17 protein-coding genes are annotated in these 18,486 nt (G+C 28.4%); 13 read left to right on the top strand and 4 right to left on the bottom strand.

Features of this window, described 5'->3' with window-relative positions:
• The 8 genes from H8S20_RS02840 to H8S20_RS02805 all read left to right on the top strand — a co-directional run bounded on the left by H8S20_RS02840 (position 1) and on the right by H8S20_RS02805 (position 8,636).
• A complete protein-coding gene (locus H8S20_RS02840; RefSeq protein ID WP_032119785.1) occupies positions 1–900 on the top strand; it encodes a sensor histidine kinase in 900 nt (299 codons plus the stop codon).
• Positions 901–1,007: 107 nt separating this feature from the next.
• Complete coding sequence (locus tag H8S20_RS02835; RefSeq protein WP_032119784.1) at positions 1,008–1,679, top strand: Crp/Fnr family transcriptional regulator; 672 nt, start codon at positions 1,008–1,010, stop codon at positions 1,677–1,679.
• A 131-nt stretch (positions 1,680–1,810) separates the two neighbouring features.
• Positions 1,811–2,944 carry a deaminase domain-containing protein gene (locus H8S20_RS02830; protein WP_032119783.1) on the top strand — a complete coding sequence of 378 codons (1,134 nt, stop codon included), beginning with the start codon at positions 1,811–1,813 and terminating at the stop codon, positions 2,942–2,944.
• Between the two features lie 184 nt (positions 2,945–3,128).
• A complete protein-coding gene (locus H8S20_RS02825) occupies positions 3,129–3,491 on the top strand; it encodes a BlaI/MecI/CopY family transcriptional regulator (RefSeq protein ID WP_032119782.1) in 363 nt (120 codons plus the stop codon).
• Positions 3,492–3,493: 2 nt separating this feature from the next.
• Positions 3,494–5,557: a DUF5301 domain-containing protein gene (locus tag H8S20_RS02820; RefSeq protein WP_051986967.1), complete on the top strand. Its 2,064-nt coding sequence runs from the start codon at positions 3,494–3,496 to the stop codon at positions 5,555–5,557.
• 49 nt (positions 5,558–5,606) lie between these two features.
• Positions 5,607–6,518, top strand: coding sequence for an AraC family transcriptional regulator (locus H8S20_RS02815; protein ID WP_051986966.1), 912 nt, complete (start codon positions 5,607–5,609; stop codon positions 6,516–6,518).
• 108 nt (positions 6,519–6,626) lie between these two features.
• Positions 6,627–7,736: an alpha/beta hydrolase gene (locus H8S20_RS02810; RefSeq protein WP_186859234.1), complete on the top strand. Its 1,110-nt coding sequence runs from the start codon at positions 6,627–6,629 to the stop codon at positions 7,734–7,736.
• A 48-nt stretch (positions 7,737–7,784) separates the two neighbouring features.
• On the top strand, positions 7,785–8,636 hold the full coding sequence (locus H8S20_RS02805) for a phosphatase PAP2 family protein (RefSeq protein ID WP_032119780.1): 852 nt from the start codon (positions 7,785–7,787) through the stop codon (positions 8,634–8,636).
• Positions 8,637–8,714: 78 nt separating this feature from the next.
• Here H8S20_RS02805 and H8S20_RS02800 read toward each other — a convergent pair whose 3' ends face one another.
• Genes H8S20_RS02800 through H8S20_RS02790 form a run of 3 tightly spaced genes read right to left on the bottom strand, consistent with a single transcriptional unit; the run spans position 8,715 to position 11,253 of the window.
• Complete coding sequence (locus tag H8S20_RS02800; protein ID WP_186859233.1) at positions 8,715–8,864, bottom strand: hypothetical protein; 150 nt, start codon at positions 8,862–8,864, stop codon at positions 8,715–8,717.
• A 53-nt stretch (positions 8,865–8,917) separates the two neighbouring features.
• Complete coding sequence (locus H8S20_RS02795; protein WP_032119779.1) at positions 8,918–9,814, bottom strand: NAD(P)/FAD-dependent oxidoreductase; 897 nt, start codon at positions 9,812–9,814, stop codon at positions 8,918–8,920.
• 5 nt (positions 9,815–9,819) lie between these two features.
• Positions 9,820–11,253 (bottom strand): NAD(P)/FAD-dependent oxidoreductase, encoded by a 1,434-nt coding sequence (locus H8S20_RS02790; RefSeq protein WP_186859232.1) that lies wholly within the window; start codon positions 11,251–11,253, stop codon positions 9,820–9,822.
• 270 nt (positions 11,254–11,523) lie between these two features.
• Between H8S20_RS02790 and fliB the strand changes: the two genes are divergently transcribed.
• The 4 genes from fliB (at position 11,524) to H8S20_RS02770 (ending at position 15,332) form a co-directional block, all read left to right on the top strand.
• Positions 11,524–12,735 carry a flagellin lysine-N-methylase gene (fliB, locus tag H8S20_RS02785; RefSeq protein ID WP_186859231.1) on the top strand — a complete coding sequence of 404 codons (1,212 nt, stop codon included), beginning with the start codon at positions 11,524–11,526 and terminating at the stop codon, positions 12,733–12,735.
• Positions 12,736–12,960: 225 nt separating this feature from the next.
• Positions 12,961–13,812, top strand: coding sequence for a MurR/RpiR family transcriptional regulator (locus H8S20_RS02780; protein WP_186859230.1), 852 nt, complete (start codon positions 12,961–12,963; stop codon positions 13,810–13,812).
• A 16-nt stretch (positions 13,813–13,828) separates the two neighbouring features.
• Positions 13,829–14,503: a ribose 5-phosphate isomerase A gene (gene rpiA / locus H8S20_RS02775; RefSeq protein WP_032119775.1), complete on the top strand. Its 675-nt coding sequence runs from the start codon at positions 13,829–13,831 to the stop codon at positions 14,501–14,503.
• Between the two features lies 1 nt (position 14,504).
• Positions 14,505–15,332 (top strand): aldo/keto reductase, encoded by an 828-nt coding sequence (locus H8S20_RS02770; RefSeq protein ID WP_186859229.1) that lies wholly within the window; start codon positions 14,505–14,507, stop codon positions 15,330–15,332.
• Between the two features lie 117 nt (positions 15,333–15,449).
• On the opposite strand, the gene H8S20_RS02765 is transcribed toward H8S20_RS02770, so the two are convergent.
• Positions 15,450–17,351 (bottom strand): FAD-dependent oxidoreductase, encoded by a 1,902-nt coding sequence (locus H8S20_RS02765; protein ID WP_186859228.1) that lies wholly within the window; start codon positions 17,349–17,351, stop codon positions 15,450–15,452.
• A gap of 253 nt (positions 17,352–17,604) precedes the next feature.
• On the opposite strand from H8S20_RS02765, the gene H8S20_RS20765 reads away from it, so the two are divergent.
• Positions 17,605–18,480 (top strand): helix-turn-helix transcriptional regulator, encoded by an 876-nt coding sequence (locus tag H8S20_RS20765; RefSeq protein WP_032119773.1) that lies wholly within the window; start codon positions 17,605–17,607, stop codon positions 18,478–18,480.
• Positions 18,481–18,486: the final 6 nt, after the last annotated feature.

The following is an 18,486-nucleotide window of genomic DNA, read 5'->3' as shown; positions in this document are numbered from 1 at the left end:
ATGATATTTTTAGTATGGGGGCTTATAATTTTTATAGCATTTTTACTTACCTATATTTTTTATATGAAAAGAGAAATGACTAGTATTGCTAGGCAATTAAATGATTATAATGATTTTAAAACAGAAAAAAAGATAGATGTTAATCTTATAAATAAAGAAGTGGAAGCTTTAGCAGAAAGTATAAATAGACATATTGAAATAGGAAATGAACTTAGATTAAAGGAAATAAAATCAAAAGAGGATTTAAAAGAGATGATAGCCAATATATCTCATGACCTAAGAACACCATTAACGTCTATAGTTGGTTATATACAAATGATAAAGGTAAAATCTAATATTGATGATAAAAATATGGAATATCTCCGTAGGGTAGAAAATAAAGCAAAAGATTTAGAAATAATGCTAGATGACTTTTTTGCTCTTTCAGTAGCTCAAAGTTCTGAATATAGTTTATGCCTTGAGTATGTAAATATAAATGATATAGTATGTGATACTTTAGTAGAATTTTATGAAAGGTTAGAAAAAAGAAATATAGAACCTAAGATTAATTTAGAAAAAGTAGACGATATAGTTGCAGATAAAAAGAGCATAGTAAGAGTAATAGAAAATTTAATGAGCAATGTTTTAAAATATTCTAGTAATGAAGTAGCTATTGATTTAACACAAAAAGATAATAAAGTTACTCTAAGTATAATGAATTCTTTAGAAGATAATAAAAGAATAGATACTAAAAAAATATTTGATAAATTTTATAAAAGTAGTGATAAGAGTAGAACAACTAAAAGTACTGGACTTGGACTAGCTATAGTAAAAACATTGATGGAAAAAATGAATGGAATTATAACGGCTGAGCAGATAGACAATAAGCTATATATTACCTGTGAATGGAATCTAGAATAAATATTAAATTTGAATATATAAATATTTATAATTAAAATATAAGAATAAGCTAATGATATAGATAATTCATTGGCTTATTTTACAATATAATAGTGTAGGAGTTTATTATGAAAAATAAATTAAATAATAATTTTCTTTTTAAGGGAGTAAGTGATGAGAAAATAGAAGAAATATTCTCTTATATAAAATATTCAGAAGTAAGTTACAATAAGGGACAAATATTATTCCAAGAAGGTGATGCTTGCAAAAATATTGGAATAATAGAAGCGGGAAGTATTCAGCTTGAGAGAATTTACTCAAGTGGAAAGAGTATAGTTTTAGCTAAGTTATCGGCAGGGGATGTTTTTGGCGAAGCACTTGTTATATCAAGTACAGCTTTATATCCAGCTACAGTTATTGCTAAAAGTAATTGTAAGATTATTTTTATAAATAAAAAAGAAATAATGAAATTATGTTCTAGCAATGAAAGGATATTAGAAAATTTTGTTACGCTTTTAAGTGATAAAGTGATTATGCTAAATAAAAAAGTTAAAAGCACATCATTAAAATCTGTTAAGCATAAGGTAGTTGACTATATATTAGAAAAAAGTAATGTAGCAAACTCCAATGTTATTATGATTAATGAAAGCAAAGAAGATATAGCAGCATACTTAGGAATACCAAGGCCTTCATTATCAAGGGAGCTAATAAAGTTAAGAGATGAAAATATTATAGATTTTGATAGAAATAGCATAACTATCTTAAAATTTCATGAGTTAGAAGAAAAGTTATTTGATTAAAAAGTCTACATTTTATTTTGTAGGCTTTTTGCTATATATAACTAGTACTTCTAATAAATAACCTATTTTAAAATGATAGTTCTTGATATAATAAAATGTAATTTTAATTAATCAAAAGATGAGAGGTAGATATGATAGAAGAGAATATAGCCTTAAAGAAGAGAAAGAAATCAAGAATAGATATATGTAACATAAGAGATTTTAAAGAAGCTTCTATAAAAGAAGGATATATATTAAGTAAAATTGAAGAAGAGGATTTAAAAAAAGAAATATCAGAAATGTTTAATATAGAAAAAAATATAGTTGATAAGTTATATAGGTTAATTAAAGGTGAAGAGCATACATTTAGAGTTGATAATATAAATGGATTTATTGATTACGTTGAAAAGATAATATTATTTGAAGAGAGCCATGACAAGCTGTGTAGTCAAATAAGTGGAATAAGAACATTACATATAGACAGAGAGGAATACGAAAGGGAGCCAAGTATTCAAGATGATGTAGATGAGATAATAAATATTATTGAAGATTTAAAGCCCAAGGTCTTTAGTTCTATGAGCCAAAGTGAAAAAGAGAAAATATGTGATATTGAAAAAGAATTAAGTGATCAACATGTTTATGCTAAAGATATAGAGCTATTAAAAAATATGGTATCTAACAATAATGATAGAATATATGAAAAATACAATTTAGAGAAAAGAGTTAAAACTTTATCTATAGAATTACCTAAAGAAATTGATAAGAATTATATTAAGCCTGTAAAAGGTACAATAGAATATCATCAGCATTTGAATAATAATATTCCAAGGATGGAAAGGCTAATAAAGAATTTAAATAAGTATATGAAATCATGTGGAAGCAAAGAAAATGATGTTAAAATAGATCAAAGCCAAGCGCTTCAAGATACTATAAATATTGCTATTGTAACCTTTGATAATAAAGAATTCAAATCTATAAGTGGTAAAAATAATGTAATTGGATATTGTGATTCACCTGATATAGAAAAGGCTGCTTTTGAAGCTTGTAAGGTTAATAAACTAGGAAAGCTTGGGATTGGATATAAAAGAGTTAATGATAGTGAAAAGAAGATATTTGAAGAGATAAATAAACAAATTGAAAGTAAGGTATTAAAAGATGAGGGAGAACTTACTTTGTATAGTAAGTGGGAACCGTGTCCAAGCTGTTATTATGTAATTAGTCAGTTTTGTGAAAAATATCCTAAGATAAAAGTAAAAGTTAAATATGATAAAAAGTATGGAGAATAAATTACGAAGCAGTTTAGATGAAAGTATTTTAGAGAAAGCTAATATTTCATCTGAAAAATTGCTTCGTATTTTTTTATTCAATTTAATACCAAATTAGTTAAGTTATATATTTACAATTAGGTCTACTGATGATAGACTAAAGGTAATGGAAGTCTATTGATAATAGACCTAGGAGGTGAAGGGGATGAAACAGTATAAATTAGCAGAAGGTGAAATGAAGTTTGCTGAGATTATATGGGGGAATGAGCCTATAAAATCAGGAGAACTTGTTGATTTATGTGAAGAGAGATTTAATTGGAAGAAATCAACTACATATACAGTATTAAAAAAGTTATGTTTAAGAGGGGTACTAGAAAATAATAATTCAATAGTTACTTCTATTATTTCTAAGGAAGAATATCTTAAATACAAAAGTGAAGAGTTTGTTGAAGATACCTTCGGAGGTTCATTACCTAAGTTTTTAGCAGCGTTTATGGGAAATAAAAGATTAAGCAAAAAGCAGGCAGATGAGCTAAAAGAATTAATAGATAAATATGAGGAGGATTAGTGATGAGTAATATATTTTTAACTGTATTAAAAATGAGTATAACCTCTTCGTATGTAATAGTATTTGTATTAATTGCAAGGTTACTTTTAAAGAGATGTCCTAAGATTTTTTCTTATATGTTATGGGGAGTAGTATTATTTAGATTACTATGTCCTATTTCTTTTGAAAGTAAGTTAAGCTTTATACCTAATAATTCAATATCAGATGGAAGTATAAACATAAATAAACCACTAATTAATTATATAGATTATTCCTCAGAGAATTTATCAAAGTATACTTACGAAGAAGAGAATTCAACTGATAATATAAAAACAAATCAAATAAATACATCTAATAATGCTAAAAATCCAATACACATCATATCTGTAGCATCTAAAGTTTGGATTATGGCAATTTCCATTATTATTTTTTATAGTAGTTATTCATTTATAAAGTTAAAGAAACATTTAAAATGCTCTAGATTAATTAGAGAAAATATATATGAAAATAGCGATATTGATACAGCGTTTGTATTAGGAATAATAAATCCTAAAATATATATTCCTAAAGGACTTTCAACGTCTGAAGAGCAATATATATTAGCTCATGAAAGAATTCATATAAAGAGAAATGATTATCTAATAAAGATAATAGCATATATAGCTTTAATTATTCACTGTTTTAATCCACTGGTATGGCTTTCGTTTATATTAATGTCAAAGGATATGGAAATGGCATGTGATGAAGCAGTAATAAAAGAAATAGGAAGTGAAATAAAAAAAGAATACTCTATGTCTTTATTAGCATTTGCAACTGAAAAGAAGGCATTTGGTATAACCCCTATAGCATTTGGAGAAGGAGAGGTTAAGAGCAGAATAAAAAATGTTCTTAATTATAAGAAGCCAAGATTTTGGATTACCATAATATCAATTGTAGTTGTAATAATTGTAGGTGTAGGTTTAATGTTTAATCCGATAAAAGCTGATGAATCACTTTTAGATATTAATAAAGTATTAGAAGAAATATCAATATCTTCAAAGGTTATTATAAGTGGAAATGAAAAAGGAGCATATATCTTACCAGGGGATGTTTTTAGTAAAAATATAAAAAAGGGAATAGAAAATTGGAGTGAAGATAATATTAAACTACCAGATGATGTTACAGAGGATATAACAGTTTATAGCGATGGTCAAAATGAATATAAGCTAGGATTTTATAAGGAGATGCCACAGACTGTTAAGGTAAGCTGTGATAATAATATTAAGTATTATAAAACAGAGGTTAATGCTTATGATGCTGCTCTTTTTGTAAAATCCTTAAGCAGCTATTATCTTGAAGAAGAGGTAGTAAAGATTATAACTAATGGAAGAAAAACAAATAAAACAAGCTATAATGATTCTCCTTATTATACAGATTATTTAGAATTAAATATACTTAATACTAGATATTACATTTATAAAGATAAAAATAAATATTACTTAGAGATACCATATGTAGCAATTTATGAAATTAAAAAAGAAGATTATGAAAGTGCAAAGAAGTATTTTAAAGAGCCACAAGAAAATAAAAGTGATACTATAGATGAAGATTTAATTGAAGAATTAGTATGCAAAACAATAGAGGAAGATGGGGGAGGTTATATAAAAGAAGATATTTTAATAGTAACCCCAAAGATATTTGGATATTATTCAGAGGAAAATAAGCTAAAGATATTTGCCACTGTTTTTATTAGTAATTATAGTTTAAATGATAATATTTTAGAGTTTGAAAGTGGAGGAATGTCATCATATGCTATAACTTATGGTAACGATGAAAATGGAGCATATGTTTTAGAAGAACTTAAACGAGCCTTAGATGGTGGGTTGTTAGTATCATCTATAAGAGAGTTTTGCACTATGCCAGTATCAGGTAAAGAGATAGAAGGTTTGGCTGATAAAATACTAGATTATAATATGGATTATAGCGATATAATTCAGCTAGAAAGAGAAAAATTAATTCAATATCTTAAAGATAATAATTTGAAAGGAATATCTTTATTAGAGAGGAAAGATGATGAACCAGATAAACTTATTCCCTTAACAAATTAAATAAATAGTAGCAATATTAAATGGTATTAGTGAAAAAGGGGAGGATATTATGAATGGAGTTACATATGAAAAAGTAAATTTAAATCCTAATTTACCGGCTATGTTGGGTTATTTAGGAAAAGAAAATTTTGATGCGAAAGGTGCTTTCTATATAGGAGCGCATTGGCATAGAAGTATCGAGATAACATTTTTAGTTGAAGGTGAAGTAGAAGGTTTTATAAATGGTAAAAAGATTAAAGTTAATAGCGGTGAATTTATTTTTGTAAATAGTGGGGATGTACATGAAATAGAGAAAAAACAAGGTAAATCCTGTGGTGGAATTATTTTAGTTTTGTCTTATGACTTTATAAAAAATGTATATCCTAATATTGATAATATTAGATTTGATATTTCAAAAGATAGTAGTAGTAAGTCAAGAATGGTAGATATTTTTTTAGAGATTAAAGATATATATTTGAATCCTAAAGAATTAGATTATATTAAGATTAACTCATATCTATATGAAATACTATATATTCTATTATCAGATTTTACAGTTGAAGAGAATAATTCTAACTTAGAAAATTATTTTAAATATAGAGATAAACAAAAGGAAATTCTAATGTATATAGGTGAAAACTATAGAGAAGAATTAACATTAGACAGAATTTCCAAACAATTTTATATGAGTAGTGAATATTTCTCAAGAAAGTTTCACGAATGGTTTGGAACAACTTATAAAGTATACTTAGCAAACTATAGATTTTCTAAGGCTTATGAAGAGTTAATTAATAGTAATAATAATATTCAGGATATAGCGAGTACACATGGATTTTCTAATGTAAAATCCTTTATAACTATATTTAAAGAAAAATATAATATTACTCCATCTAGATATCGTCAATTTATAAAGAGTCAAGAAATGGCAGAAAAGTGGACAATAAATTACAACTATAAGGGTATTAAAAATGATAAAATTTAGATGAGAAATTAAGCGCACATATTTGGAAAGAGCAAAATGTGCGCTTAACTTTTAAATTCTTTTGAAAAGGTTTAAATAATTGAAATGAATAAGGATGGAGAGTGAAAAATGAGTAGAAGATATTCACAAGAGCTATTAAATAAAATAGTTGAAAGACAAGAAGTGGTTCATATTAAAGGAGCTAAGGTATTGATTAAGAATTTACCTGATAGTGATGAAAAAGGAGCAATGGATCCTCGTCTTTATAGGGATATGAAAAAGCAACTTACATTAATGAAGTTTATGCCTAAAAGTATGATGAAGATGGATACATCTCCAAAAGGTATTGAAAAATTAAGAAAAATGTTTGGAGAAATTAAGAGCACTCCAATTGTTGAAAAGAAAATTGATATTATTCGTGAGAGCGTTGCAGCCGCTGATGGATATAAAGTTCCAGTACGTATTTATAAATCTGAAACTATGAAAGAAAATGCGCCAATACTTTATTTCATTCATGGTGGTGGATTCTTTGGAGGATCTCCAGATGTTGTTGAGGAATTAGTAAAATTAATAGTTGAAAAGACTGATATATTAGCATTTTCAGTAGATTATCGTTTAGCACCAGAAAATCCATATCCAACTGGACACGAGGATTGTTACTCAGTATTAGAATGGATTTATGAAAATGCAGAGAAACTAGGTGGAGATAATAAGAATATATTTGTAGCTGGAGATAGTGCAGGTGGAAACTTAACACAATATTGCACTACAAGAGATTTCGAAGCTAAAACAGGTATGGTTAAAGGACAATTATTATTATATCCTACTGTAAATATGATTGGTGCTGAGGATGAATTCTTTAAGAAGTGGAGTATGGATGAATATGAGATGGCTCCAAAGCATAGAGCAGGACTTGAGATGATGTTAGGTATGTTTAGTGGTATGACAGGAGGATTAGAGGATATTTTAGGTACTTCAGATGCTAGCAACCAGTATTTAACTCCATACATTAGAGATCCAAAAGGATTACCTCCAACATTTATAACTGTTGGTGAACATGATTATTTAAAGGTAGAATGTCTAGCTTATGCGGCAAAGCTAGCTAAAGCTGGAGTTGATACAACAACTGTGTTATATAAAGGATTTGGACATGCATATGGAGACAATATAGGGGTATATCCTCAAAGTGAAGATTGTGCTATAGAAATGGGTAATTTTATTCTAAAATATTCTAAATAACGGGTAAATTTAAGCTTAAATATTTTAAATAAAAGGATGTATGAGGGTATGAAAAAAAGTTATAAAATCGGTCTATTAATTATTGGATCTTTATTGGTGATATTTGCATTTACAGATTTGCAGATTTCAAAGGCAATTTATAATCAGCAAAGTACATTTGGGTTTATCTTTGAAGCTATTGGGGAGTTTCCAGCTGCGTTAATTGCATCATTTTGCAGTATGAGCTTAATGATAACTAGGAATAAAGATAGGTCAGTAAAATACATTTTAGGAACGATAGGATATTCAGTTTTAGTGGTTTTATTTGCGTTAATGGCAGCAATGTTACCAGTAAAATATTTAAGTGGACCTACGTTGTTAATTCCTTTGCTTGCTATTTTATATGTTGGACTTTTTTATATAATTGCTAAGAAGTATACTAAAACTAATAGAGAAGAATTACGTAAAGCTGCTATTGTAGGATTACTAACTTTTGTATTTGTAACAATAGCTTTTAACTTAATCAAGATGGGTTGGGGAAGAGAACGTTATAGAAACATGGTTGCTACAGGGGCATTTGAAGGATTTTCAATGTGGTTTATTCCTCAAAGATTTACAACTAATAATGAGTTTATGTCATTTCCTTCAGGACATAGTGCAAATGCAGCAATTATGATTTGGATTACCTTAATACCAACATTTGTAACTAGTTTGAAAGATAAGAAAAATTGGTTTATAGGTTTTGCTACATTGTGGATAGTTTTAGTTCCAATAAGTAGAATTATAGTTGGAGCTCACTTTGCCTCAGATGTTACTATGGGGGTAACTGTAACTTTAGTAATATTTACGTTATTAAAAGAAAAGTATATAAAAAAAGAGAATATAAAAGATAAGGAAAAGATTAGTAGTATAAATACTTAATATAATAAAAAATTGCATTCATTAAGCCGTATAATTATGTACGGCTTAATTTTATATACTTTTAAATTAAAGAAGATTTTAACTGTTAGGTTTGTTATCTGTATGTGTAAAGTTATCAATATTTATTTTAAGCAAATCTCTTATTTCCCTTAGTAATATAATATTATCTGGATCTTTTTTATTTTCAACTTTCTGATTTATGGTCATTCTTTTTTCTAAATTGCCCACAATCTTAATAGCAATTTTAAAAAAAACTATATAAAATCTAGAGGATAGAAGTATTATAAGTTAGATATGTAATCTATTAACTTATTAACTTCAAGTTCAATTTCTTCAATAGAGTTGTGTATATAAATTCCGTTACCACAGGCAAAAATATTTTTTCTTGATGTCTCAAGATTTTGGTCAACTTTAGGACCTGTAGTTTCAGGATTTAAGGCTATATTACTTCTAAGTGATACTAATCCGTCAGATAACATTCCTAGAGCTAATATTACAGTATCACATTTAATTTCTTTTTCATTAGAACCATTAGAGATTTTAATTGAGTTAACTCTATCAAAACCTAATATGCTTGTAATATGATATTTTTCATATATATTATTAGTTATTTTAAATGCTTCATCATTAGAATTTTCACATATTATTGCAGTGATATTAAGATTATGTTTTTTCAAGTCCTCTAAAATTAAATGTAGGTTTTCAGTTCCGTAAATAACTATATTCTTTCCTGGTACAATACCATCAATATTTAAAATATTTTTGGCAGTTCCAAGAGTTAGTACACCAGCACATCTATCACCAGGTATATTTAAAGCATTTTTGCCTTTTTCTTTAGCTCCATTAGTTAATATTATATTTTTGGCAGATAGATCTTCCATTCCTCGTTCGGGACTTAAGCAAACAATTTTTCCAGAATCATTTATATTAATAACCATCGTATTGAAATAAGTATCAATATTTAATTTGGAATATTGATCAAATAAATCTTTTAAGTATTCTTGACCAGTTAGATTTCTTGTAGAGCTTATATTATAATTTGCGAGATTCAGTGCTCCACCTAGAGAGGAATTTTTTTCTATTACAAGAATATTTTTTATACCATTTTTCTTTGCTTTAATGGCACATAGCATACCAGATGCACCGCCACCTATAATTATTAAATCATAAATACTCATATAAATTAAACCTCCTTAAAACCTATAACTGGTGAACACTTAGAATTTTTAGTAACTTCAGTAATATCTATACCCAGCTCTCTACTTATTATTTTGCTTATAGGTAAAAGGCATCCAATACCTTGGCACCCGCCCATAGTAGCTCTAGTTCTTCGTTTTACTCCGTCTACAGTTCTAGCACCTAAAGGTCTATTTATAGAATCTATTATTTCTCCTTCAGTTATTAATTCACATTTACATATCATACGTCCATATTCAGGATTCTTTGAGATTAATTCATTTTTTTCTTCAAGGGATAAGTCAGTAAATTTTATAATTCTTTTTCTGTAAGGATAAAAATAGATATTTTCTTTTAAGTTTAGCTTTTTAGAAATTATATCTTTTATGTATACAGCTATTGCAGGAGCAGCTGTTAATCCAGGTGATTCAATACCAACTAATGATATAAAGTTTTCATTATCAATAGCCTCTTCAATTATAAAATCACCATAATCTAGACGAGGTCGTAACCCTGCAAATGTTGTTAATATTCTTCCAGTAGGAATGGTAGTAACACTTTTCTTTGACTTATCTAATATTTCATCTAAACTAACTTTGGTACTGTCTAAAGAAGATTTACTATCTATTCCTTTAGCTGTTGGACCAATTAATAAGTTACCATCAGATGTAGGGGTTACTAAGACACCTTTTGAAATTTTACTTGGTACTTGAAATATAGTTTTATTTATTATTTTTCCTGCTACTTTATCAAGTAAAAGATATTCACCTTTTACAGGGTGTAAGGTATATTTATTTTTATTTATCATATTATTTATTTCATCACTATTTATACCAGCAGAGTTTATAACTATCGTACTATTTACACATCTTCCATCTTTTAAGACAATAGTATATCCTGGATCTGTATTTTCTATATCTATAACTTCAGAATTAAGAATAAATTCAACGCCATTTTCACAAGCGTTTTCCGCTAGGGCAATAGTTACTTCATATGGGCTAACTATTCCTGAAGTTTTTGCATATAATGCACCTACAACATCTGTAGATAGATTAGGTTCAATCTCTCTTAACTCTTCCTTAGATAGAATCTCTAAATCTTTAACACCTAAAACTGTACCGTTGCATTTTAATGTGTTTAATTTATACATATCATCATCATTAAAACCTAATACAAGTGCACCATTTCTGTTAAAATTAAAATCTAAATCTTTAGCTAAGGAATCATACATTTGATTTCCTTTAATATTAAGTTCAGCCTTTAATGTACCTTTCTTTTCGTTAAAACCAGCGTGTATTATTCCACTATTAGCTTTTGAAATACCGGTTGCAACATCATTTTCTTTTTCAATAACTGTAATTTTTAGATCATATTTTGATAGCTCTCTAGCTATAGCACATCCAACTATGCCAGCACCTATAATAACAACATCTTTTTTCATAAAATTCCCTCCAAGTGAAGTTAACTGAACTTAACTATCTTTACTACCATTTCATTATAGGTCTGTATTAAATATAAGTAAAATTGTATTTTTTTATTAATATTATAGGTAAATAGTTATTAATAAAATAGCAATTCTAATTTATTATTAGTATTGAGTTACTTTATTATGAAAGTTTGAATTAAACACAAGAAATCTTTAGGGATAGATTTTAAATTTTCATTATAGTAAAATGAATTTATATTTATTTATTAAGAAGAGGAATATACTATGGGGAAGAAGTTTAAGAGTTTATATCCAGAATATTATGATGAATTTAAATGCATAGGTGGTTCTTGCGAAGACAGTTGTTGTGTTGGATGGGATATAGACATAGATAAAATTACGTTTAGAAAATATTATAAGGTTCAAGATTCAGAAATGAAAAGAATGTTTCAAAAAAATGTACATAATAATGAGGAAAGCTTTAGCGATGATGTTGATTATGGAAAGGTAAAATTAAAAAGTGATAAAAGATGTCCTTTCTTAGATTGTGATAATTATTGTGTAATACATTCTAAGCTTGGAGAAGATTATCTTTCAAACGTCTGCACATGCTTTCCGAGGATAACAAATTTAGTTGATGGATGTTATGAAAGATCACTTGATGTTGCTTGTCCCGAAGCAGCAAGGATTTTATTGTTGAAAGAAGATGGCATAAAATTCAAAGAAAGCGAAGAAGTGATAGGAAAACATATAATATCAAATCAAGTTGATACTAAGGCTAAGGAGCTTAAAAATTCATTAGCAAAATATTTTAAAGAAATAAGAGAAGTAAGTATTAAAATAATTCAAAATAGGAATTTAGATTTAAGCGAAAGACTTTATATATTAGGTGAGTTTATTAACGGTTTAGAAGATGAAAGCGAAAGTAATTTCAATAATATAAGTAAATTTATAAAAAATTATGATATAAATACAGCTGAAGGTTTTTATGAAAAAAATAGCTTATATTTTATGCTTCAGATAGATTTCTTTAAGAAGATGATATCTTTGTTAAATGTTGATAAAGAAGTAGATAGTGCTTTATTTAAAGAATATACTAAGCAGATAATTAAATCTTTTAATTTAGACAAAGAAGAAGTTGAACCAAGAAAGTATATAAAAATTTTTGAAGAATACAATAAAAAATATATGGATGAGTATACATATATTTTTGAAAATTATTTAGTTAATTTTATTTATAATAATATGTTCCCGTTTAATGAGAAAGAATCTATTTTTGATGGATATATAATGCTTTTAATGAGATATTCATTTATGAGATTTTATTTAGTAGGGAAATATATAGAAGAGAGGAAAGATTCTAAAGAGGATATAGTTAGATTTATTCAGATATTCTCTAAAACTATTGAACATCATAGAAGTTATTTAACTAAATCTATGAGGCATATAAAAGAGAAAGAGTTTAATAATATAGAATTTGCAAAAACACTATTGTAGTATAGCTGATGTTATGCAAATATAAAAATAGGTATGAGAAACGACATAGTTTTACTCATACCTATTTTACTTTGCATAAAGAATTGATTGATTATTTGATTAGCTTTTAAAGAATATTAAATAAAGACAATACCATAAGAAATTAAATTTCTTGGTAAAAATATTTACGAAATTTAATTTCTTTGATACACTGAAAATATGATAAGGTATGAAAGGAAATTATGTATGGATAATAGAACGATTAGAGATATAATTTTTGCTGAATATGATAACTTCTTTGATGCAGAAAAGAAAATTGCCAATTATATTTTAAATAATTCCGCTAAAGTGGTCGAGTTGACAATTGCAGAGCTGGCAGAAGCAGCTGGTACTAGTGAGGCAACAGTTTCGAGGTTTTGCAAAAGATGCAATGTGAAGGGGTTTCATCACCTAAAGATTACTCTTGCAAAGGAGCTAGTTGAAGCTAATGAATCAGAAGTAACTGCTTCTGGGGATGTTAATGAAAATAATATTAAACAGTCATTACAGAATATTTTAGCTAATAAAGTAGAAGAATTAAATCAAACTGTATCTATGATAGATGAAGAAAATTTAAGGGAGATTATTTCTTTATTAAATAATGCTAGAAGTATTCAATTTGCCGCTGTAGGAAATACAATACCAGTTGCGATGGATGGAGCTTATAAGTTTAATCAAATTGGTATTCCATCAGTAGCTAATACAATATGGGAAACACAAATTGCATATACTTATAACTTAACAAAGGAAGATGTAGTAATAGTTATTTCAAACTCAGGAGCTTCCAAGAGATTAGTAGATGTTGTAGAAGCAGCTAATAAATGTGGAGCTAAAGTAATTTCAATTACTAACAGTGCTAATTCTCCATTATCGAAAATAAGTGACTATCACATCACAACTGCAACTAGAGAAAAATTATTTTTAGATGAATATTATTTTTCAAGAATATCAGCAATGACAGTAATTGAGATATTGTATTTATTTCTAACTGTAGGGAAGAAAGATGTATATGACAATTTAAGTAGGCATGAACAATCAATTGCTGATGATAAGTTATAGATAGGAGAGATGAGAAGTGAAAAGAAGGTGTGCGAAAGAAGCTTTAAAGTATATAAAGGATAATATGACAATAGGACTTGGAGGGGGAAGTACTATTGGATATCTAATTTCTTATATAAAGGAATCTGAATTAAATGTAAAAGTGGTTACTCCATCTTTTAAGACTGCAAGTCTTTGCATTGAAAATGGACTTCAAGTTGTGCCAACATGGTCAGTTAGTAATATAGATATTGCCTTTGATGGATGTGATGAAGTTGATGAAGAATTAAATGCATTAAAAAGTGGTGGTGGAATTCATACTAAAGAAAAGATTATTGCAAGTATGTCTAGAGAATATATTCTTCTTGTAGATGAAAGTAAATTTGTAAGGGAATTAGAATTTAATCATCCTGTAGTATTAGAAATAATACCTGAAAGTAAGGGGTATGTAGAGTTGATTATAAGAGACTTAGGTGGAGAGCCTAAGATGAGAAGTAGTGAAGCTAAGGATGGAATTACAATAACAGACAATGGACTATTTTTAATTGATGCCTTTTTTGATAAGAATAAAATCAGCAGTATAGAAAAATTAAATCAAGATTTAAATTCTATTGTAGGTATTGTAGATACATCATTATTTTATAACATTGCTACTAAAGTAATAGTAGCTAGCAATGAAGAAATAAAAGTAATTGAAAGAAAGGTGAATTAATATGGAAAGTATGGTTAGAAAATTATCTAATGGAGTTAATATGTCTTCAATTGGGTTTGGGACATATAAGCTTGGGGAAGAACAAGATGTTATAGATAGAGTTAAACTGGCATTGGAAATCGGATATAGGCAGATTGATACAGCTTCCTTTTATGGTAATGAAGAAGGCGTTGGTAAAGGAATTGCTCAAAGTGGTGTTGATAGAAAGGATATATTTTTAGTAACTAAGCTTTGGAATGATGACCATGGATATGAAGAGACAATCAATGCATTTAATAAATCTATAAAGAAGCTTGGAATTGATTATTTAGATTTATATTTAATTCATTGGCCAAATAAATTAAATAGTGAGACTTGGAGAGCTTTTGAAGACCTTTATAAAGAAGGAAAAGTTAGGGCAATAGGTGTATGTAATTTTAAAATTGGGCACTTAGAGGAGTTAAAGAAAATAGCTAAAATTATGCCAATGGTAAACCAAATAGAGATACATCCTTGTAAAACTCAAAAGGATATTATTGAGTACTGCAAGGAAAATAATATTCAGGTAGTTGCATGGGGACCTATAATGAGAGGGAAAATATTCTCTTTACCATTAATGTTGGATTTAGCAGAGAAATATAATAAAAGTATAGCTCAGATTACCCTAAGATGGCATATACAAAATGGAGTAATTCCAATACCAAAGTCATCTAATGAGGAAAGAATAAAAGCTAATATAGATATATTCGATTTTAATTTATCAAATGAAGATATGAAAAAGATTGATAGTTTAAATAGTAATGAAGATGTATCAGGAGTTCCAGATAACACAACGTATTTAGATTTATAAGATATTTTAATTATAAGCTATATCTCAAATGGTGATGATCCCCAAATCATTAAATTAAGTGATTTGGGGATCATTTATTTAAAACTATATTTTAGGGGTCAAAATTATAGTTTTTAACTATTTTATTGAGTTAACATAATCTACTGCACTCATTCCAGCAATTCTTCCAGAAGTATAAGCAAATCCAGATGCTAAACCTTCATATGGAGGGTATCCAACTCCAGTGTAATATCCACCAGCAGTTGCTCCAGCTGCATATAAACCAGGAATGAATTCATAGTTATCAGTCATAACTTGCATGTTTTCATCAACCTTAACTCCACCGATAGTTCCAAGGAATACTCCTCTAACATCTAACGCGTAGAAGTTTCCTGATTCTACAGAGTATGCTAAAGATTCACTTGCTTTACCAAAGTCTGTATCTTCTCCTTTTTTAACCATGGTATTGTATCTTTCAACAGTAGCTTTTAAGTCTTCTGCATCCATACCAGCTGCTTCAGCTAACTCTTCTAAAGTAGCTCCTTTGAAAGCAGTACCAGCTTCAACAGATGCATCAGCTAATGCAATGAAATCATCAAGATCCATCTTTGCACCAGGACCAGCTTGAGAAACTGTTAGCTTAGTTCCTTCAGAGAAAGATTTTAATGTAGCTTCATCAACTATGATATAGTACTTTCCACCAACAGTATAAGCTGCATTTGCCCAGAATGCTGTATCATAAACAACGTCTTCATTAGTGAAACGGCTACCTGTTTGGTCAACCCATAATAGTGGTGTGTTTAAAACTTGTGTTAAGCTTGTGTCAGAGAAACCAGCAAGGTTTTCACCAGCTGAATCTTGTTTTACTTCTGATGCTGCAAATTGGCAAGCATGTAAAAGTGGGGTTGCATCTAAGTCATAACCACCAACAGCTTCTATAGCCTCTATACCTTCTCCAGCATTTGGCATACCAAGAGAGTTAAATAACTCAGAGTTTAAAGCTTTGGCAGTTTTTTCAGCGTCTGCACCATAACCCCCAGTAGCAATGATAGTTGCTTTAGCATTAACAGTTAAAGTACCACCATCAGCTTTAGTAGCTGTGATACCAGTTACAACACCTTCATCATTCTTGATTATAGATTCAAGAGAAGTATTGTAACGAACATCAGCACCCATAGTATCTAAATTAGCATACATATTTTCATATGCCGCAGCGTTATCTTTATATTTGTGATAAGTTTTCCACTTATATACGTCATCTTCGTGAGCTAATTGAGTTGTAGTTTCTGGAATATAGAAATCAACTCCATATCCTTGTAACCATTCAACTGTATCACCGGCATTTTCAACAATCTTTCTTACGATTGTACCGTTAGATAAGTATTGGTTAAATTCCATTAAGTCTTGAACTGCCTTATCAACAGAAAGATCATGTCCATCTTCCTTTAATAGCTCTGTATCAACAGCAAAGAATCCTGAAGATATTTTTGTATTACCACCGGCAGATGCAGTTTTTTCTATAACCATTACGTTAAGACCAGCTTCAGCAGCAGCTAAAGCAGCAGCAGTACCAGAACCACCAGCACCAACTACAACAACATCAACAGTAGCTTCTTCATTTTCACCCTTTTTAGCTGTTTCGGCATTTTTTAAAGCATCAATATCAGCACCAGCTTCTGTCAAAGCATTAGTTATAGCTGTAAGTACAGCTGTACTTGTAACTGTAGCACCACTTACTGTATCAACAGCTAAGCTTTGATTAGTTACAATAGTTTCAGCTAGTTGAGGAGCAGCTTTACCACCTATATCGGGAGTTTCAGAATCAGCAGTAACGTCAATGCTTTCGATGTTACCATTTTCAGCTATAGTTACATTTACAGTTACATCTCCACCAAACCCTTTTTCTGTTGCTGTATATTTACCAGCTTTTGCAGTTGAGTTAGATGAATTGTTATTTGAACTACATCCAACAAAAAGGCTTGTACTCATAGCAAAAACTAAAGTTGTTGCTAATAACATACTTAATTTTTTTCTTATCATTATAGTGTATCCCCCATTCATTGTTATATATTTAACTAACAAGAAAGAGTATAACAGTATAGAAAAATTAAAAGAAGATGATACACTTTACAGAAAAAGTGGTTTATTTTATGAACTAAAAGAGAGCGTATTTTAATAACATGGTAGTTATGGTATGGTAATAAAATGATTAAGGTAACATTAAGTTAATAGGATTAAAATAGATTTAGTGTATTTGAAAATAAGTTTAATGTAGAAAGTGGTAAGAGAAACTGTGAAAATTCAAAATATTTTTAATAAGATAAGAAGTAAAAAAGAAATTAAAGATAGCATATATAATATAAAATTAATAGAAGGTGAAGAAGGTAAAGTCTTAAATGAAAAAGGTGATATAGTTTTAATAGCAGCCTTTGGCAAAGGAACTATTAATTTAGATTCTAAGAGCATTAAGTTGTTTAGTGGGAATGTAGTATTATTAAAGCAAGTAAAAGAGATAAAATATTATGTTGAAGAGGCAAGTAAAATCTGCTTTATTAACTTAAAAAGGGAGTTTATAACAACTCAATTAATAGCGCAAATGGCAGATTGCCCTATTTTATATGATTTTTTTAGGTTGGATACATCTAGAATAGAATATTTATTATTTGATATTACTATGCAAGAGGTAGTGAAAACTTATTTAAAGGTATTATTATATGAGTTAAGCAATTCTAATGAAAAAAATGATAAATTGGTAATAGCTGCTTTAATATTGTTTTTAAGTAATTTACATAGTGTTCATCAAGAAGCTTTAATTATAAGTGAATCTAGTATGATGAAGGATTATGATATTGGAAAATGGCTTAAGTATATGGTAGACAATTATTCAACAGTCACACTTAAATCTATGGCAGAACATTTTAATTTTAATCCTACATATTTTTCAGTACGGTTTAAAGCTTTAGCTAATTGTCAGTTTTCAGAAAAGTTATTAGAAATAAAATTAGAAAAAGCTAAATGGCTTCTTGTAACCACAAATTTAACTGTACAAAATATTGTTGAGATTATTGGGTTTAAAGAGAAAAGCTATTTTTATAGGGTATTTAAGAAAAAATATAAGATGACTCCACTTCAGTATCGAAAATATTGTAAGTTAGCTTATGAAAAATAAATTAAT

It is taken from the genome of Clostridium hominis (assembly GCF_014287825.1).
Classification (GTDB): Bacteria; Bacillota; Clostridia; order Clostridiales; family Clostridiaceae; genus Clostridium; species Clostridium hominis.
This window is presented reverse-complemented; position numbering and strand designations above follow the sequence as displayed.